The organism is Anabaena sp. UHCC 0253 (genome assembly GCF_009712085.1).
GTDB lineage: Bacteria > Cyanobacteriota > Cyanobacteriia > Cyanobacteriales > Nostocaceae > Dolichospermum.
Genome location: NZ_VILD01000010.1, coordinates 113,199 through 132,492, shown reverse-complemented (window position 1 = coordinate 132,492; position 19,294 = coordinate 113,199). Strand labels below are relative to the sequence as shown.

Below are 19,294 nucleotides of genomic sequence, written 5' to 3'. Positions count from 1 at the left end.
ATCCTTAGGCTATAATCTTAACTCATTGTTACAGATAGGTTAATGTGCAGGCATTAACATCAATATCTGTTTATCATTGATAACTTTTACTAGAGGCTACAATCAGTAGTAAAATTGCTACGTCCAGCATCTACTATAGTTATGACTACTGCCTATAAGTGACGTTAATGTAACTTGTAGTCAGAAAAATTAGGGGAACTTTAATCCGGGAGCGTACAACATGAGCAATATATTTTCTAAACTCAGGGACTTTGTGGGTTTGAATGAGCAGGTAGAATACGAATACTACGAAGAAGAAGCTGATTCAGCCGATAGTTATCAGAACATCTATCAACAAGACAACTCTCAACCAGCCCCACAGGAAACTACTCCTCCTAATCGGCGTTGGCGGGAAAATCCACCTACAACTACTGATGAAGTAGCAGCAACAGTATCTAAACCTATGAGTAATGTTATTGGTATGCCAGGCGCAATTAATGGGATCTCCGAAGTTCTAGTCCTTGAACCTCGCACATTTGAAGAAATGCCCCAAGCGATTCAAGCACTGCGCGAGCGCAAATCAGTAGTATTAAACTTGACAATTATGGACCCCGATCAAGCTCAACGAGCAGTTGATTTTGTAGCCGGTGGTACTTATGCCTTAGATGGACATCAAGAACGGATTGGCGAAAGCATCTTCTTGTTTACCCCCAGTTGTGTGCAGGTTAGCACCCAAGGCGGCTTAATACATGAAGTCCCTCAACCAGCAGCCCGTCCTGTTCGTCCCACAGCTACAGCAACTCCAACTTGGGGAAATGAAGCGACTCGGATGGCACAGTAACGGTAAATTAGTCATTAGTTCATAGTTTTAAATCCCCAATTAATTGTATTCGCAGTAGCGTCTCGTAGAAAAGGATGATTAACTATTGATAATTGACCACTAACTAATGACTAATGAAAATGAATATAAAATTTGGCTTAATTGGCGGTGGGGTAATGGGAGAAGCTCTATTATCCCGCCTTATTGTTAGTAGTATTTATCCAGGCTCAGAAATTATAGTCAGTGAACCCCAGGCTTCACGGCGAAGTTATTTAGAGCAGGAATATGGGGTAGTTGTGACAGCGGATAATAGCTTAGTTTTAGAAGAAGCCCAAACAGCGGTGATGTTAGCTGTCAAACCCCAAATATTTACTGCTGTAGCTCAAGAGTTAGCAGATATTCTCCCCAGAGATAATTCACCTGTGATCATTTCGATACTGGCGGGTGTAACGTTAAAACAATTAGAAGCGGCTTTTCCCCAAGTCCCAGTAATTCGCGCTATGCCTAATACCCCCGCTACAGTGGGAGCAGGAGTCACGGCGATTTCTCTAGGTGCTTATACTCACCCTCATCATCAAGAAATAGCACAACAGATTTTTGCCGCCGTGGGAGAAGTAGTTGAAGTCTCTGAAACCTTAATGGATGCGGTGACAGGATTATCTGGTAGTGGACCGGCTTATGTGGCATTAATGATAGAAGCCTTAGCCGATGGGGGTGTTGCTGTTGGTTTACCCAGAGCGATCGCTCAACAACTAGCTTTACAAACTGTTTTAGGAACAGCCACTCTTTTACAAGAAACAAAAATCCACCCCGCTGAACTCAAAGATAGAGTCACCAGTCCCGGTGGTACAACCATTGCCGGTGTCAGCGCCTTAGAAAAAGCCGGCTTTCGTTCCGCCCTCATCGAAGCCGTCAAAGCCGCAAAAGAACGCGCTCAGGAATTGGGAAAAGGGTGATAGGTGAGGTTATTTATCCCAATTCACCAGTTAATCTTGATTTATTAAGCGCAGGCGGACTTCATTCCGCCTTATTTGATTTGTGGCGTTGCTGATTGAATGTATGAATTAGCCTCACGCAAAGGCGCAAAGGCGCAAAGAATTAAGAGTTAAAGAAATCTAATTTTTAAATTTCATACTCTGATTCAGCAACACCTAAAAAAGCATTAGGACTTACGCAATAACTCTCTGAAACTCTTCTTTCTCCGTGTCCTCTGCGTCCTCTGCGGTTCGTTTCTTCATAATTTTGCGTAAGTCCTGAAAATTTACTTTTTCAGCAAGTTCTAATTACAAATCTGCAAAATTACGAGTATAGACTTTTTGATTATAATCCTGCCATTGTTGATGTGATGATTGAGGAAATCCAGTTAAAGTTGCTGATTGGATATATTCCATAAATGGACGACGCAAATGTTCATAGTTTGCGAAAGCTTCAGTTATAACTGGCAAATTATCCCAATCATGATTTTTAGCAATTTTAGCAATAAGTTTGGTAATTGTTAATGCGTCTTCTAAGCCTTGATTTGCTCCTTGAGCCATGAAAGGAGGCATTCCATGAGCAGCATCTCCAATTAAGACAACGCGTTGTTGATTCCAAGTTGGTTCAATGGTGGTAGAATTGGATTTATTAATAACATGATGAATGTAGTAGGGACGCTGCTGTATATTAGTAGCAGGAGAGAGATTCACTAACTGTTTGAGGGAATCAGGAAAGCCAGCTTTTGCTATTTCTTGTTGAGCTAGATTTAATAAATCAGTTCCAGTTTTCCCTTGTATGGAATCTAGAGGTACAGGTAAATGGAGAATATATGCAAATTGATTATTTCTGCAAAATAACATCATCCTTAATCTATTTTTAAAATCAGAATTTGCAGATATTTGATCATTGCTAATGGTGACAATTGCGGAATCTTGTAAAAATCTGGATTCTATTTCTGTTTGTATTTCTTGTGATATTCCAGTTATTCCTCGACAAGATATAGCTGCAAATCCAGAATATTCAGGTTTAGCAAAAGCGGAGTTAGGACTATTTTGATAAATTATTTGCCGAACTGTAGAGTTAATTCCATCTGCACCAATAATTAATTTAGCGCGGAAAGATGTTGTGGCTAATGTTGGAGAAATAGAATTTATATTTTCTGGTGAATTATCATCAGAGTTTTGATTTTCTAGCCAATAAGCATAGGGGTTAGCTGCGACGCTGGTATCAGAGATACAATCTATTCGCACACAGTTAATTTCAGGTTCATCTATAACATTAATACAACGATGATTAGCTTTAACTTGTGCTGGGGGAAGAAGATTTCTCAGGGTGTTTTGCAATTCATACCAAGGTATGGATACTCTACCTTCACCATATTTTTGAAACCAGGTATCAAAACTGAGAGGAATTGAGCGAATTAACTGTCCTTGGAGATTTTTATAAGACCATACAGGAGAAGTTTTAACAGTGTTTTCCTGATTAGGTGATATGGCAGATTGTTTTACTGCTGTATAGGCATTAATATCTAAATATTTGAGAGCTTTCAATCCATTCGGAAGCAGATCCAATATTTGTCCAACTGGACGAAAGGCACGAGTTTGATCAATGACTAATATATTTTCTATACCGCGTTGGTATAAACCAATAGCAGTTGCTAAACCAATTGGTCCAGCACCAACTATGACTACATCGTAGATTTTTTGAGTTTCAACTGTGTCTTGATAATCTAAGATCATGAGGTTTGAATTTGTACAAAGTTATTAATAATTGCGGTGAGGTTTTTTGTCTGTGGCAATTATTGTTAAACTTAATCTAACTTATTTTTACATAAGTTAAGAACGACGGGCATTTAAGCAACACCATTCTTTTCTTTTCCAAAGAGTGGCGACAATCCAACCGTTTTGTTCTAAGGCATCAGCAACAGCTTTGGATTGTTCTAATAAAATACCACTGAATATACCCCAGGTGCTAGGTTTGGTAATTGTGGTCATTTCTGGGAGTAATTCAATAATTACATCAGCTAAAATATTGCAAACTATTCCATCTACGGGTTGATCAATTATTTTCCGTACCATGTCTACACTACCCTCAATGGGGATTAAAGAATCTGGACGGATATCATTAAGGGCGCGATTACTAAAAGTGGATCTGACTGCTAGGGGATCATTATCTACGGCATAGACTTTACCAGCACCTAATAATATCGCCCCAACGCCTAGAATACCTGAACCACAACCAATATCAGCAATGATTAATGGTTCTTTTTTGTCTTCTGCATTCATGAATGATTGGGGAACTTCACTGAATCGCATTTCTAGGGATTCCAAACATAATTGGGTAGTGGCGTGATTACCCGTACCAAAAGCGACACCTGGATCTAGACGAATTACCAAGCGATCTAAGGATTCAGGTAAAGGTAGCCAAGCGGGGTTAATGAGAAAGCGATCGCCTATTTCTTCCGGTTGCCAATGTTGTTTCCAACTGCTAGACCAATCCTCTTCGTCAATTATGTGCCAATGTAATATGGGACTAACTAATCCTATACACAGGGCATCTTGACGCAGCCGGAGTGACAAGGCGGCCAAATCTAATAATTGTGTTTGAAAGCTCGGTAAATAGGCTTTAACTAATAAAGCATTACCTTTCATTTCCACTGCTGTACCACGACAGCCAAAGTTTTCTAACCGCCAAAATATAGAATCTTCTAAATCTGGTTCAGATAAAATATTTAGTTCCCACCAAGTATTTGCCATAGAATTTTATATCGCAGATTTTATATTTTAGATAGGTAAAAACAATGATTTTTATGATTAGGATGAATTTTCTAATTCTCAAATTATTTAATTATCCTAATCAAATAAATCACCAAAATCACAGTTAAAGATGTATTTTCTAATTCTCCAATTATTGAATCATCTTCATCAAATCAAACTCAAAAATCACCATTAAAGAGTGACTGTATAAGCGTCTCGAATCCCTGATACTTTTTTGATTTCCTCTAAAATGCCATCGGGTAAAGGATCATCAATGCTCAAAGCCATGACAGCATCACCACGGACGATTTTTCGCCCTACCTGCATACTGGCAATATTGACATTAAAGCTGCCCAGTAAAGAACCGAGTTTACCAATAATACCTGGCATATCACGGTGCAGAGTGAACAACATATATTTGCTAGGGGGGACGTTAATAGGGAAACCGTCAACGTCAGTGAGGTGAATTTCTTTATCACCCAATAAAGCACCAGTAACAGAATGTGTACCTAATGTTCCTGTGGCTTGGAGATGCAATGAACCTGAATAATCTCTTGTTGAGGCATCCCGTGTTTCAATAACCCGAATACCCCTTTCCTTAGCTTCTATGTTGGCGTTGACATAATTTACCCGTTCCCGCAGGGCTTGGTAAAGTAGTCCTTTGAGGGCTGCTATAACTAAGGGTTGACTTTTGTTAGTTGCTAGTTCCCCTTGTAGTGTAACATTAAGTGTTTCTACTCTGCCGCCTGTGAGTTGACCAACTAAGTTACCCAAGGTTTCGGCTAATTCCATGTAGGGCTTCAATTCTTCTAAGATATCAGGACCAAGGCCAGGAATATTCACAGCCGAACGGGCAGGTAGTCCTAATAACACATCCCGAATTTGTTCAGCTACATCTATGGCTACATTAACTTGAGCTTCAGCGGTGGAAGCACCGAGGTGAGGAGTGAGAATGACTTCTTTGCCAAGCGATCGCAATTCTGATTCACCTAATGGTTCGGAATCGAATACATCTAAGGCTGCCCCAGCAATTACACCATTTTTAATTGCCTCTGCTAAAGCGGCTTCATCAATAATGCCACCACGAGCGCAGTTAATAATTCTGGTGGTGGGTTTCATTAACGCCAAAGTTTTAGCGTTGATTAAGTTGGCAGTTTCGGTGGTTTTGGGAATGTGTAAGGTGATATAGTCAGCTTGCTGGAATAACACATTTAATTCCACCAATTGACAACCCAGTTGTTCGGCTCTTTCTGTAGAAATAAATGGATCATAGGCTAGAAGTTTCATGCCCATTGCCTTAGCTACAGTGGCAACGTGAGAACCAATTTTTCCTAACCCGACAACGCCCAGGGTTTTTTTGTATACTTCTGAACCAACAAAACTTTTACGATCCCACTCACCACGTTTCACTGAAGCGTTAGCATCAGGAACATGACGAGATAAGGATAACATCATGGCTAAGGCGTGTTCGGCTGCGGCAATTGTGTTACCTTCGGGGGAATTAACGACGACAATCCCTTTACGAGTAGCTGCGGGAACATCAACGTTATCCACACCCACACCAGCACGACCAATAATTTTTAATTTTGTGCCAGCTTCTATAATTTCTTGAGTAACGCGAGTTCCAGAACGGATCATTAGTGCATCATACTCACCAATGATGGCTTTAAGTTCATCTGGCTTGAGGCTGGTGTTGACATCAACGGTGGCCACTTGGGAAAGAATATCAATACCAACTTGATCAATTGGATCGGAGACAAGAACCTTGGACATAATGACTTGATTTTGATTGACAGGGTTTGCTGTGCAAGACTTTTTAGTTTAGTCTTTATCTGTAGCAATTCAGCAAAAATTATCTGTTTTTTCATCAATGCCCAGAGGATAATGCTCCCTGAAGCCTGTTACCTTGTCTCTACCAGTCAGTTTAAACTCAACTTGGAACTGCAACAGGACTTACGCAACTGGCACATTGGTTAAGATGGGTTAGAAGATATAAGCGATCGCTCACATCCCTACAAAGCATTTGACAAAAATTGACAATATTTGCCATAATTAAAGAATCAGAAATATAAAAACTTATTAGCTATGACTACAGTAAATATTTCTCTTCCCGATTCTATGCGGGAATTTATCAATGAACAGGTTGCAAAAGGTGGCTATAGTACCACAAGTGAATACATTCGACATTTGATTCGTCAAGAGTTAGAAAGGGTGGCACAAGTACGACTAGAAACATTACTATTAGAAGGCTTAGATAGCGGTGAAGTAATTGAGATTACGGATGAGTGGTGGGAACAAAAACGCACTCAGCTTCTTGAGAGACTTCGCAAATAAAAACAATGACTAGACGAATTGTAATTAGACCAAAGGCTAGTCTTGATCTTGATGAACAGTTTGCCTATATTGCTGAGAATAATTTCAATGCAGCATTGAGTTTTTTTGATGCTACAAGGCAGACCTTTTCCCAATTAGCACAACTACCTGGTATTGGTGGTATTTATAATGCTAAAAATCCACGTTTAGTTGGTTTGCGGAAGTGGGGAGTTAGAGGATTTGAAAAGCATCTAATTTTTTATTTAGAAGGGGATGAGTATATTGAAATTGTGCGGTTAATTCATGCTGCACGGGATATTTCGCAGATTTTAGCAGAAGAAGAATAGTTATAGTTATAAGCTATCGGCTAATGCTTCCCAAAGTTCAGGCATAGGTTCATCAAAATCACTAGCAATGGTAATAGGTTTTCCTCTCAGTGGGTAATTCTTTGTAGTTTTTGTCTCTTGTGAAATAAGATCAATGTTTCCTGATTTAAATTCTAAGAACTCGATAAATTTAATTACTTCATTGCGCTGTTCAAGAGGTAATTTTTTGATTTTAGCGATCGCCATTTCTAATGTGATCATTTATTTCTCCTGGAAGTTCAAATTATTTCTATTTTAGCAGGCGTTCTCCTTCCCACACCCAAACAAGCGAACTGACAATTCAGCGTTTGCGCGATGCCTGCGCCGAGCGTAGCTATCGCACATCCCCACGTCCGCAAAAAGGGACTTACATCCCATCATCCGTGAGTCATTTCATTTAAAGCAGTATTAATTATTTCTTCACTAACTCCATGATGTTTTAAATTTTCAATAAAAGTAGAAATTCCTTGATTACGACTTTCTAAATAATATAAAATTGCGGCAATGGGCGATGGAGGTTCAATAGGATCATTTTGTTGTTCATAAACTTCTACTAAAGTCGTTAAAATATCTAGTTTTTCATATTCTGGTGTATTAGGTTCAGCCTCAAATATTTGTTCAATTTCTCTTAAAGCTTGTTGATAATCTGCTTCTGTTCTAATCGGTTTCAAATTCATAATATTAAACTTCCTTAATTTGCTATATTGCTTTAACGAGCATTACAAGATTTGCGATCGCTATCATGATCAGGATATTGCCAAGAATAAGCAAAATGACTAACTCCCTGGATTTGCGGAGCTAGTTGGCGTAATGCTTGCATTTGTACTTCTAAAGAGGGACGATTACCAATTGATGCTCCCCACTTACCAGCTAAAGCAGGAATAATTTTTGTCCCTGGTTGCGCCATGCTCAAAACCCGTTGCACTTGGGAAATAATACAATTCCCATTCCCACAAGTCGCATAAGCCATGGGATGCCATTCTAAGTTACTGGGAAATTTATCCCAAGGTTGCAAACGAGAATCATATCCTTGGCCTAAAGCTTGATTAGCTTCTGGGAAAAATACGACTCCACCAGGAATACCTTGTTGTTCTCCTGGATAATTTGCTAAAGCCACAAAATCTAAGATTCCTTGCATAGCGTGAGCAACGGTGAATAACCATAAATCCAACTGCAAAATCCGTTGTTTCTCTACTAAAGAAAGTAGAGATTTTTGTGTTTTTGGGGGAATACGTCCTTCCCACATTGGTTCATCTTCTTGGGGATAGCGTTTATCAACTTCTGCAATATCTCCAGCACTCACATATCCCTTAGTTAAAAAGCGGCGAATTAATTCCAAACCTTTGTAATTCTGGGCGCGGCGAAATAAAACTTCTTGGGTAGCAGGCGTAAATAGCCATAAATCATGAACTTTGGTGGCGATAGAATTAGTCCCAGATTGGCGAGGATAACGCACATAATCAAAGAGGATACCATCTGGACGACGGAGTACCACTTGCTGCACCAGGCGATAGTAATCGGTTTTCGCTTGGGTATTATAGGGATCAATGAAGACTTGTGAACCATCTTCAACTACAGATAAACTGGTTTGATTTTTACCATTGCGAGCGATCGCTTCTTGTCTATCTGGACGTTGAGCATAGCTATAACCAAAATGATTAGTAAACATCCAAGCATAAACTTTTAAACCCCGTTGTCTGCCTTTTTGAATGGCTGTGGCTAACAAATCAACTTTTTCCGCTCCCTTTGTCCGAATTACAGATGGCCAAACTGTGGGATTATTCGCTGCTGGTAATAGTACCCGGCCATCATAAAATACTTCCAAATAAACTTGGTTATATCCTTGGTTGACAATGCGATCCATGATGTGATCAATTGCTCCCGGCTTGGTGTCACAAGGATACAAGCGCAACCACAGAGCTTGGGTTTGTGGCCAAATCTGAGTACGGCATTTTTGTAATTCCTGTGAATGCTGTTTAATTAGTTGTTGGTAACGATTTTCTGCCTCTTTATTACCTTTAAGTGCTAATAGCCTAAATTTTTCTTTTTCTTGAATAATTTTTGATGATACCCGACAATCTTGCTTATTTTGGGCAATGGCGGGTTGATTTCCTAAGTTAAAAATCAATAAAGTATTACTAATAATTATGGTAAATAAATTTTGCCAGGAGCAGATTATTCTGAAAAGTTTCCAGGAATGATCAGACATGATAATTAATTTTGAATGTATGATGGAATAGCTTAATTAGAACTTCTAGGGTTGCTAAATTCAGGTATGAAATTTGCTTGAATTTTTAAATTTCTTATCTTTGCGTCTTTGCGTGAGGCTAATTCATACTTCAACTATGCAACACCGAATTTCTTAATCCATGAATAAAAAGCAGGCTAGGCCTGCTCGTAAGGAAATTTATATTTAATTTCAGTTTTGAAAAAATCATCTTTGAGATATAGATTAAGCACCACGTCTTAATGCTGCTTCTACTTGCTTAAACTCAGAATCTAACCGTTTTTTGAGTTTTTCGGGAACAGGACGATTGGGGTAAGAACTGTAATGTCCCGCTAAAGAGTTGAGGGCGGTTCGCATTGTTGTAAATGAACTAAGAGTAGTGATAGAGTTATTCCGCTGGTAGCGAGCCGAAAAGTCATTAATTTTTTGACGTGCTTCTGCTTTCAGGGCGGCTTTATCGGGGGAATCTTGTGGTAATTCTATCGCTTGTCTCAAAATATTCACTACAGCTAAGGTATCTTGACGATAATCCCCAGTTAAGCTATCTGGACTACCATTACAACCAACTAAGCCAATCACTAGAACTAAGACTAGAGAAAGTAGACGCGACCAATAGCTTTTCATAAGCATTAAGTAAAAAAACAAGTAAATCACTGTTTATCCTATCTTGGAATTGAAATTTTATTCTTCAGGCATTAAGTAAATTGACTTTTTGTTAACTTAGGATGCGTATTTTATTTGCAGTTAGTAGTAATTCTCTTCCCTTTTCAATTTAAGATCATTAGCGCGGTATTTCCAAAAATTGAGGAAAATGAGATGAGTTTATTAAAAGATCAGGTTGCAATTGTCACAGGTGCATCACGAGGAATTGGCAGAGCGATCGCTATCCAACTAGCATCTCAAGGCGCAAAAGTAGTTGTTAACTACGCTAGTTCTAGCACAGCAGCAGACGAAGTAGTAGCAGAAATCACAGCAGCAGGAGGAGAAGCTGTAGCTCTCCAAGCAGATGTTTCTCAAGAAAATCAAGTAGATACACTCATTAAAAACACCTTAGAAAAATTCCAGCGCGTGGATATCTTAGTTAATAATGCAGGTATTACCCGTGACACCCTCCTATTAAGAATGAAGTTAGAAGAATGGCAAGCAGTCATAGACCTTAATCTAACTGGTGTATTTTTATGTACAAAAGCAGTAAGTAAAATTATGCTTAAACAACGTTCCGGGCGGATTATTAATATCGCTTCTGTTGCGGGACAAATGGGCAACCCTGGACAAGCCAACTACAGCGCCGCCAAAGCAGGAGTAATTGGCTTTACCAAAACCGTTGCTAAAGAACTTTCTTCCCGTGGAATCACTGTAAATGCCGTTGCTCCTGGTTTTATTACCACCGACATGACCAGCGATATCAAAGCCGAAGGCATTCTTCAATTCATCCCACTAGGGCGTTTTGGTAAACCCGAAGAAATTGCCGGCATGGTACGCTTCTTAGCATCTGATCCCGCAGCAGCCTACATTACAGGACAAGTCTTTAACGTTGATGGTGGCATGGTGATGTAATTTGTCAGTGGTCAGTGGTCAGTTGTCAGTTGTCAGTTGTCAGTGGTTAGTTGTCCGTTGCAAAAGAATATTGTTCTCTCCTACTTCCCCTGCTTCTTCACTGTCACCTGTCACCTGTCACCTGTCACCTATCACCTGTCAATTATTCAACATTCTCTGCCACACGGTAAAACCTAACATCAAGATAATACCAATAGCAGTAGCCATCATCACCGGAAAACTCATCCCCTGTACTCTCATAGCTAGTAAATTGCAAAGTAAAGTAATCGTCCATAGGGTAAAAGCTGCATGACGTTGTGATAATCCCCAAGCCAACAAGCGATGGTGCAGGTGGTCTTTCCCTGGTGTACTCAGAGGGTTTTTTCCAGCCATGAGCCGACGCACAAATACCTGAGTAGTATCAATCACCGGTAACAACAAAAATAAAACTGTGGGGATTAGGGCATAAACTGTATTTTGTTGGAGTTTGCCTAAGATGCTGGTGGCTGCTAACACATAGCCAAAAAAGTATGCACCAGCATCACCCATAATGATGTGTGAAGGGTGAAAATTATGGCGTAAAAATCCTAGTGCTGCACCTCCCAAAGCGGCTAAAACTAAAGTTGCCGCCGCACGATTATCAAATTGGGCAGAAACTGCTAATAAACTGATAGCGGTAATAAAGCTGATTCCACCAGCTAAACCATCCATCCCATCCATCAGGTTGATAGCATTTGTAATCCCTACCACCCATAGGACTGTAAATGCCATAGAAAGGAAAGAATCAATGGGTGTACCAAAGGCAAATTTGATGCTAATACCATTACCAACAAGTAAAAGTGCTGTTGTTACCTGCGCCCATAAACGCACCGATGGAGGTAAGCCAAATTGGTCATCAATAAAGCCAACTAGGACTAGTATTGAACCTCCTAATAAAATTGTTAATACCTGAGCCAAAACACCTTGCAGTTCAATAGGTCGCAAGAGACTAGCTAGTACCATAGCCGCAATTACTCCTGCATAGATGGCTAAACCCCCAGCATTAGGTAATGGTTCTTGGTTCAGTCGGCGGGCGTTTGGTTGATCTGCCCAACCTACTTCTAAGGCAAATTTGCGAATTGTGGGAATTAAATGCCAGGTGACAACCAAGGCTAATAGAAATGTAAATACTACTGCTAACCAGCCGGGTCCGCTCGGTTCAGCAATCCCAAGGGATTTAAGGGAGTTTTCTAAGTTCATCTGCTCCCAAGATAATCATTAGTTTTATAGTCAAACATAAGTATCAACTGTTAATATTAGTCAATTTTGAGATTTTGGTTGTTATTCTAAATTTTGGCAAGAGATTAGCACTCTTTGTCAGTGAGTGCTAAATTGTCTAATGGAAGCAATAGAGAAATAAAACATGGCTAAAGTTATTGCATTTAATGAAGAATCACGGCGTGCTTTAGAGAAGGGAATTAACGCCCTAGCAGATGCGGTGAAAATTACTTTGGGTCCGAGAGGTCGGAATGTTCTATTAGAAAAAAAATTTGGTATTCCCCAAATTGTTAATGATGGTATCACTGTTGCCAAAGAAATTGAATTAGAAGATCCTCTAGAAAATACTGGTGCTAGACTTATTCAGGAAGTAGCATCAAAAACTAAAGATATAGCTGGCGATGGAACTACCACTGCCACAGTTCTAGCACAAGCCTTGATTAAAGAAGGTTTAAAGAATGTTGCTGCTGGGACAAATCCCATTAGCTTAAAACGGGGTATTGACAAAACCGTTGAGGCGCTGGTACAGGAAATTGCCAGGATAGCTAAACCAGTCGAAGGAAGTGCGATCGCTCAAGTGGCTACAGTTTCGGCTGGTAACGATGAAGAAGTCGGACAAATGCTGGCACTGGCCATGGAAAAAGTGACTAAAGACGGTGTAATTACCGTTGAAGAATCTAAATCCCTGACTACTGAACTAGAAGTAGTTGAAGGTATGCAGATTGATAGAGGTTATATTTCTCCCTACTTCATCACCAACAACGAACGGATGACAGTAGAGTTTGAAAATGCTCGGATTCTGATTACCGATAAAAAAATCAGCAGTATTCAAGATTTAGTACCTATCTTGGAAAAAGTTGCCCGTTTAGGTCAACCTTTGCTGATTATTGCTGAAGATGTAGATGGTGATGCTTTAGCGACTTTAGTAGTAAATAAGGCTCGTGGTGTATTGGCTATAGCTGCGATTAAAGCTCCTGGTTTTGGCGATCGCCGTAAAGCTATGTTAGAAGATATTGCCATTCTCACCGATGGACAAATGATTTCTGAAGAAATCGGTTTGAGCCTAGATACCGCTACTTTGGAAATGTTGGGAACTGCTGAGAAAATCAACATTGACAAGGAAAATACCACCATTGTGGCTGGTAGTGTTGCTAAACCAGAAATTCAAACCCGGATTGCTCAAATTCGTAAACAGTTAGCCGAAACTGATTCCGATTATGATACAGAAAAACTGCAAGAACGCATTGCTAAGTTAGCTGGTGGTATTGCAGTAATCAAAGTCGGTGCAGCTACAGAAACCGAACTAAAAGATCGAAAACTGCGGATTGAAGACGCACTCAACGCTACCAAGGCAGCAGTAGAAGAAGGCATTGTTCCTGGTGGTGGTACAACCTTGATTCATCTATCTATGCAGGTGGAAGCAATTAAACAAAGCCTCACCGCTGAAGAAAGAATTGGCGCTAATATTGTCCAACAAGCTTTAGAAGCACCCCTCCGTCAAATCGCAGACAACGCTGGGGCAGAAGGTTCTGTAATTGTGTCGAAAGTTCGGGAAACTGACTTAAATATCGGCTATAACGCAGCTACAGGCGAATTTGAAGACTTAATTGCTGCGGGTATTATCGATCCCGCCAAAGTAGTTCGTTCCGCTTTACAAAATGCTGCTTCTATTGCTGGCATGGTATTAACCACCGAAGCAATTATTGCTGAAAAGCCTGAAAAACAATCCGCTATGCCTGATGGTGGCATGGGTGGTATGGGCGGTATGGGTGGTATGGGTGGTATGGGTGGTATGGGTGGTATGGGCGGCATGGGCGGCATGGGCGGCATGGGTATGTTCTAATTTGTCACTCACCCAAATCCTTAATTTTTAATAATCTCTAGTTTGTCTTGGTAACAGGACAAACTTTTTTATATGCGTTAAAATTCTGATGACTAATACCATTTCTTTTCCGTAACTACGATAAATCAAATATTTATGGTTAAAAAAATCCGCCGTTTACCTAGAGTTATCAATCAGTCTTATGGTAAAGAATTTTATCATGAACCAGGAACTCCACCGGGAATGATAATTGTTGATGAAAATGCTGAAAAGCCGATCATTTTCTTAATGGACTATAACCGAACTGATTTCATTCATAAACAAATAAGTTATCCAGAAGAATGTAGTAATTATTTGAATACAGAATCTGTTTCTTGGGTAGATGTTCAAGGTTTAGGTAGCAAAGATATTTTACAGCGTTTAGGTCAATCCTTTGATTTACATCCTCTAGTTTTAGAAGATATTGTCAATATGGTAGAACGTCCGAAAATCGAAGATTATGAAGATCAATTAGTGATCATTGCTCACATGGTTGTGCCTAATCAAAATAATGGGAGTTATTATAGTGAACAAGTTAGTTTGGTATTAGGTAAACATTATGTATTAACAGTCCAAGAAGAACCTGAACATGATTGTTTTGATGGAGTCAGGATGAGAATTAATAAAGGTAAAGGAATCATCCGTAGACAAGGAAGTGATTATTTAGCTTATTCTTTATTAGATGCAATTATTGATGGATTTTTCCCGGTTTTAGAACTTTATGGCGAACGTATTAATGATTTAGAAGAGGAAGTTATTGTTAACCCAACTCAGAAAACTTTACAGAAGATTTATAAAATTAGGAGAGAGTTATTGCAACTTCGTCGAGCAATTTGGCCTCAAAGAGATGCTATAAATTCTTTAATTAGAGATGGTAGTGAATTAATTAGTGATGATGTGAGAGTTTATCTAAGGGACTGTTATGATCATGCAGTACAAGTCATGGATATAGTGGAAACATACCGAGAATTAGTATCTGGATTAATGGATGTATATTTATCAGCGATTAGTAATAAAATGAATGAGATTATGAAACTCCTAACTGTGGTTTCTTCTATTTTTATTCCTTTGACTTTTATCGCTGGGGTATACGGAATGAATTTCAATACTGAAAAATCACCCCTGAATATGCCTGAATTAAATTGGTATTGGGGCTATCCGTTATGTTTAGGAGTTATGGCGTTAGTGGCTATAAGTCTGATATTCTTTTTTTGGCGACGTGGTTGGTTGAATAATTCTGTGAATTTCCAAAAAGATTTTCACCGCTAGAGATGTTTCGCAAAACACCTCTAAATTGTGAATGTATTTAAACAACGGGGGTAGCTGTGAATATAAACCACAGGAATAGTGCTAAAACCACTACACCGATTTTAACGAGTAAATGGGTGTAACCATGCGGGATAATAAAATCTTGGGTTGTCATATTCCACCTCTACTTACAGAGGAATTATTTTCTGTAAATTCTATTTGCTTATATTTCTATTATCGCCTAAAAATTATTTTCAGAGCTATTTAGTAAAGTTTTGTTAAAATTTTGTAGCTTTATTTAACATTAGCTTGTCGTTAATATTCTACAGGACTTACGCAAAATCATGAAGAAATGAACCGCAGAGGACGCAGAGAAATAAGAATTTCAGAGAGTTATTGCGTAAGTCCTGTCTATTTACTATTGCTATATGATTAATTTATTCTAAGTAGGTAGGTGGGAAAACTTATAACTATGTCATTGCGAGTGGAACGCAGCAATCCCAAGAGTTTTGGATAATTTACAGTTCGTTACATAGTTGGGTTGATTAGCATCTACCTACTTAGTATATTGTTTCTTAGTTTAATTTGAAAACAGGAATGGTTTAACAGATAAAATCATCCGTTCTAACTCAGGTTTATTATGTATGAGAAGATGATGTTCCCATAATTTATGATTATTTTCCACACAATCTGTAGCGAGAGATTCTCCAATAGTCTCAAAATTTTTTTGAATATCTCTCTTTAGACTCTCTGGATTAGATTGTACACCTAAAACAAATACTCTATTTTTTATATCATCTGGAATATAATTTTCTACAAAATCTAATCTATTTTCACATTCATCAAAATCAATATAGCAATTCCCATTCAAGTGAGGTACAAGCAGTAATAATTAAACGCAGATGGACGCAGATAAACGCAGATAATTTTGTACTTCATTAGACTGGAAAACGCTATAATTAATAAGATGTTTCTCTGTGGATATTGCCGCATGGCTTTGATATGATCATTTGTGAATTTATCTACAGTTTTTTTCCAACCATCAGCAATTGGTAAGATTTGAATAGCCCGATTATTCACATTTAAATTTTGAATAAATCCATTAATAATCTGACGATTAGCATCATCTTCAGGTAAAATTAACAGATGTGGTTTATTCTTATTTATACTCATAATTCTATATCACCACAAATCAAGGAATTAATTAGATCACCAGTAATAGGTATATCACTAAGCAATCTAATTAAAGTTGGTTCTAAGTGACTTTTTCTATCCAGAACAAAGGTGTTTTCATTGGAGAATTTTCTAATTGCTTCAGGATTATGAGAAGTTACTAAAATTTGTCCATTATTTTTAAATGAACGTCTTAGAGATGTGATAAAATGTCCAACTTCTGAGATAGAAAGATAATTATCAGGTTCATCCCAAAAGCAAAAAACTAGACCATAAAATTTATTAGCAGCTAACACTACAGTACAAAGAAAAAAGCATTTTTCACCATCAGATAAATCTTGAAAGTTAACATTCAAAGTTGCATTATTTTCAGCAAATCTCACAATTAAACTTTTGAAGTCTTTACCGATAAGTTCATTCAAAAAATCTTGAAAATCGGGCATAACTTCCCGTAAATATTTATCAACTTCTCTATAAGCCGCAGGATATCTACCAAGTAAACCAGAAAACCATTCCCCAATATTTGCACCATCTCTTTTTGGTTGTAAGGTTTCCCCGTTGGCATCTCCAGTCATTAAAGTAGGAATTGGGGCTAAAATAATTATATGAGCAAGCCAATTTTTAAAAGTATGAAGTGGATCTGTTTTTGATTGCTCTTGAATGACTGGAAGGGCTACCAAATGCCAATCTACTAAAAACTGAGATTCCCGATTTTCTGAACTACTATAAAGAGTAATTTGTGCTTCTTTGCGAGAGTAAATTGGATTTCCGGCAACTAAAAGTTGTTCTTCAAAAACTCGCAGCTCTTTAAATTTTTCTGGCAATTCCAAAGCCAGGACATATTTGTATAATTTTTCTTCAAGTAATACTTCTATTTCCAAGCGAATGGGAACATCATATCTGTTACGAGTGAAATCTTTAGACTTTACAAGTTGACCAACTCTATTTATCCCTCTACCAATAGATTGAAGTACCTCTAATGCAGTTGCAATAGTTGATTTACCTGTACCATTTTTTCCAATCAAGAGAGCAGATGACATCTCTTTCATGGTTAGTTCAAAGTTTTCTAAACATCTGAAGTTATGTACATATAGTCTTTGGAGCATAATCAGATAATTTCCCAGAAGGGGAATTGAAAAAACTTTATGATGGGATATACCAATTATAGGTTCAGATCCCCGACTTCGCGGTAGTTGAGCGTAGTCAAAACTCGATAACCACCTGATGCTGACAATGTAGCAGCGATTGGATTTTCACCCAACCGCTATATATTAATTAACTTCTATGCTGCTGGTACATCAATCAAGATGTTACCTTCTTCGACTTTCAGGGGATAGACAGGTAGGGTTTTTTCTGGGGAAACCTTTCCCAATAATTTACCTACTACTGGTGGAAAGGGACACCAGGTTTTTACTTCCCCATTACTTAAGTCAAAAGCACTGCGATGGAAAGAACAAACGATCGCCCCATTTTCATTTTCCCTTTTGTTAAGGACAGTTTGAGGTGAGGGCAGGTATTATCTACAGCGTAAAGTTTATTTTCGTGGTTGAGGAGTAGGATTTTGCGATCGCCTACTTTGACTACTTCTCGCGCACCAGCAGCAAGTGCATCAACTGTTAAAACTTTAGTCCAAGCCATGAGATTCTCCTTATCTTCAATAGACCTGTTGTTAGTTTCCCGCAATTTTGTCCTGTGCGATCGCTAATATGGAAAATTTAAATTTCTGTAAACTCGATAGTTTTCACAAAAGCTAAAATCGTTTGCTTAATTTTCTCGGCTTCTTCTTTGACAGAACTAGGAGTTTCACCATTTAAAAAACTGCGTTGGCTACTGACTATATATAAACATTCGCTATTGACAAAGGATAGTAATCCTCGATAAGCATCTAATCTAATGCCATTACCATTATTTTCATGTTTGGAAATTGTTGATCCTTTGGGCATATCAACTAATACATAATAATATCTTTCTAAGCTATCTTGTAAATATTCTGTATACTTGACTTCAGCACCAGGGACATTAGAAATAATTGCCTGGGGAACATATTTATCTACAAGAATTTGATGGAAATATGTTTCCTCTCCTTGAAATTCTATATCATCAATCTGTTCTGGAGAGAGAGGATAATAATCAATTCTTAGTAAAGTTCCTAAATCATCAGAAAAGCCAACCATTCCTTCTTGACTTTGAATTCTCCCCCCAGCTTCGGAATCAAGAGGAATAGGAACTGTAAAATTACCAAATGGTGATTGATAAATTTGTTCACCAGATTCATTAAATATGACTGGTTCATATTCTTCATCTATATATTCTTGCTCATCTCCGGCTTCAATTGCAGCTATTACTTCTTTGACAATTTCTTCGGCTTCCTCATCTTCTAATTCTAAAGCTATTTGTAGTTCTTTTAAATAAGGTTTTTTGTCTGCGGGAATAATTAGATCCTCAGCTTCTAAAAGCATAATTACTCCAGCCGCAAAACCATCTAACACTACTTCATCAGAAATACCAGCATTAGCAGCATTAAATAAAGCTCCTAGTCCGGTCTTTTCAGCAATTTCTATGAGTCTATCAATAGTTTCTAACATTTCTTCTTCGGAATATTCGTCAAAAATCTCGAATTCCCAGAGAATATCAGCTAAACTTTCCGCATCTATATCTTCAATTCCAGAATCAACTATTGTTGTAATTACCGCAATAGCCGCAACCGCTTCTTCTTGATTTAATGATTCTTCTATGATCTCTGGCGATTTAAAAATGTAATCATACTTTGTCATAATTTCTATC

General features: G+C 38.3%; 18 protein-coding genes and 1 pseudogene. 7 read left to right on the top strand and 12 right to left on the bottom strand.

Annotated features, from left to right (window positions below):
- Window positions 1-220 precede the first annotated feature (220 nt).
- Both FJR38_RS23490 and proC read left to right on the top strand, forming a co-directional pair.
- The gene (locus FJR38_RS23490; RefSeq protein WP_168539741.1) at window positions 221-820 is read left to right on the top strand and encodes a cell division protein SepF; all 600 of its coding nucleotides are present in this window, start codon (window positions 221-223) and stop codon (window positions 818-820) included.
- A gap of 119 nt (window positions 821-939) precedes the next feature.
- On the top strand, window positions 940-1,755 hold the full coding sequence (gene proC, locus FJR38_RS23485; RefSeq protein WP_168497182.1) for a pyrroline-5-carboxylate reductase: 816 nt from the start codon (window positions 940-942) through the stop codon (window positions 1,753-1,755).
- A gap of 327 nt (window positions 1,756-2,082) precedes the next feature.
- Here the strand turns inward: proC and FJR38_RS23480 are convergent, their stop codons facing one another.
- The 3 genes from FJR38_RS23480 to serA all read right to left on the bottom strand — a co-directional run bounded on the left by FJR38_RS23480 (window position 2,083) and on the right by serA (window position 6,303).
- The gene (locus FJR38_RS23480; RefSeq protein ID WP_168497155.1) at window positions 2,083-3,513 is read right to left on the bottom strand and encodes an NAD(P)/FAD-dependent oxidoreductase; all 1,431 of its coding nucleotides are present in this window, start codon (window positions 3,511-3,513) and stop codon (window positions 2,083-2,085) included.
- Window positions 3,514-3,609: 96 nt separating this feature from the next.
- The gene (gene prmA / locus FJR38_RS23475; protein WP_168497153.1) at window positions 3,610-4,530 is read right to left on the bottom strand and encodes a 50S ribosomal protein L11 methyltransferase; all 921 of its coding nucleotides are present in this window, start codon (window positions 4,528-4,530) and stop codon (window positions 3,610-3,612) included.
- 192 nt (window positions 4,531-4,722) lie between these two features.
- Complete coding sequence (gene serA, locus FJR38_RS23470; protein ID WP_168497151.1) at window positions 4,723-6,303, bottom strand: phosphoglycerate dehydrogenase; 1,581 nt, start codon at window positions 6,301-6,303, stop codon at window positions 4,723-4,725.
- A gap of 312 nt (window positions 6,304-6,615) precedes the next feature.
- Here serA and FJR38_RS23465 point away from each other — a divergent pair, with 312 nt between their 5' ends.
- Together FJR38_RS23465 and FJR38_RS23460 are read left to right on the top strand one after the other, a co-directional pair.
- Window positions 6,616-6,864, top strand: a complete 249-nt coding sequence (locus FJR38_RS23465; RefSeq protein ID WP_168497148.1) for a type II toxin-antitoxin system ParD family antitoxin — start codon at window positions 6,616-6,618, stop codon at window positions 6,862-6,864.
- 5 nt (window positions 6,865-6,869) lie between these two features.
- A complete protein-coding gene (locus tag FJR38_RS23460) occupies window positions 6,870-7,190 on the top strand; it encodes a type II toxin-antitoxin system RelE/ParE family toxin (RefSeq protein ID WP_168497146.1) in 321 nt (106 codons plus the stop codon).
- Between the two features lie 6 nt (window positions 7,191-7,196).
- On the opposite strand, the gene FJR38_RS23455 is transcribed toward FJR38_RS23460, so the two are convergent.
- The 4 genes from FJR38_RS23455 to psb27 form a co-directional block, all read right to left on the bottom strand.
- The gene (locus FJR38_RS23455; RefSeq protein WP_168497144.1) at window positions 7,197-7,430 is read right to left on the bottom strand and encodes a DUF2281 domain-containing protein; all 234 of its coding nucleotides are present in this window, start codon (window positions 7,428-7,430) and stop codon (window positions 7,197-7,199) included.
- 155 nt (window positions 7,431-7,585) lie between these two features.
- Window positions 7,586-7,885 (bottom strand): type II toxin-antitoxin system HigA family antitoxin, encoded by a 300-nt coding sequence (locus FJR38_RS23450; protein ID WP_168497142.1) that lies wholly within the window; start codon window positions 7,883-7,885, stop codon window positions 7,586-7,588.
- Window positions 7,886-7,917: 32 nt separating this feature from the next.
- Window positions 7,918-9,417, bottom strand: coding sequence for a family 10 glycosylhydrolase (locus FJR38_RS23445; RefSeq protein ID WP_168497140.1), 1,500 nt, complete (start codon window positions 9,415-9,417; stop codon window positions 7,918-7,920).
- Window positions 9,418-9,660: 243 nt separating this feature from the next.
- A complete protein-coding gene (psb27, locus tag FJR38_RS23440) occupies window positions 9,661-10,065 on the bottom strand; it encodes a photosystem II protein Psb27 (protein WP_174763558.1) in 405 nt (134 codons plus the stop codon).
- A gap of 186 nt (window positions 10,066-10,251) precedes the next feature.
- Between psb27 and fabG the strand changes: the two genes are divergently transcribed.
- Window positions 10,252-10,992, top strand: a complete 741-nt coding sequence (gene fabG, locus FJR38_RS23435; RefSeq protein WP_168497136.1) for a 3-oxoacyl-[acyl-carrier-protein] reductase — start codon at window positions 10,252-10,254, stop codon at window positions 10,990-10,992.
- A 138-nt stretch (window positions 10,993-11,130) separates the two neighbouring features.
- On the opposite strand, the gene FJR38_RS23430 is transcribed toward fabG, so the two are convergent.
- Window positions 11,131-12,210 carry an MraY family glycosyltransferase gene (locus FJR38_RS23430; RefSeq protein WP_168497134.1) on the bottom strand — a complete coding sequence of 360 codons (1,080 nt, stop codon included), beginning with the start codon at window positions 12,208-12,210 and terminating at the stop codon, window positions 11,131-11,133.
- 163 nt (window positions 12,211-12,373) lie between these two features.
- Between FJR38_RS23430 and groL the strand changes: the two genes are divergently transcribed.
- Window positions 12,374-14,071: a chaperonin GroEL gene (gene groL / locus FJR38_RS23425; RefSeq protein WP_168497132.1), complete on the top strand. Its 1,698-nt coding sequence runs from the start codon at window positions 12,374-12,376 to the stop codon at window positions 14,069-14,071.
- A 135-nt stretch (window positions 14,072-14,206) separates the two neighbouring features.
- Window positions 14,207-15,358 (top strand): magnesium/cobalt transporter CorA, encoded by a 1,152-nt coding sequence (gene corA / locus FJR38_RS23420; protein ID WP_168539739.1) that lies wholly within the window; start codon window positions 14,207-14,209, stop codon window positions 15,356-15,358.
- An 846-nt stretch (window positions 15,359-16,204) separates the two neighbouring features.
- Here corA and FJR38_RS23415 read toward each other — a convergent pair.
- The 4 genes and pseudogenes from FJR38_RS23415 to FJR38_RS23400 form a co-directional block, all read right to left on the bottom strand.
- On the bottom strand, window positions 16,205-16,510 hold the full coding sequence (locus FJR38_RS23415; RefSeq protein ID WP_174764113.1) for a hypothetical protein: 306 nt from the start codon (window positions 16,508-16,510) through the stop codon (window positions 16,205-16,207).
- Window positions 16,507-17,616 carry an AAA family ATPase gene (locus tag FJR38_RS23410; protein ID WP_168539737.1) on the bottom strand — a complete coding sequence of 370 codons (1,110 nt, stop codon included), beginning with the start codon at window positions 17,614-17,616 and terminating at the stop codon, window positions 16,507-16,509. The genes FJR38_RS23415 and FJR38_RS23410 overlap by 4 nt, the downstream gene beginning before the upstream one ends.
- 176 nt (window positions 17,617-17,792) lie before the next feature.
- A pseudogene (locus tag FJR38_RS23405) lies at window positions 17,793-18,148 on the bottom strand (Rieske (2Fe-2S) protein).
- Between the two features lie 77 nt (window positions 18,149-18,225).
- Entirely contained in the window at window positions 18,226-19,284 is a 1,059-nt protein-coding gene (locus FJR38_RS23400) for a tellurite resistance TerB family protein (RefSeq protein ID WP_168497124.1), read from the bottom strand.
- Window positions 19,285-19,294: the final 10 nt, after the last annotated feature.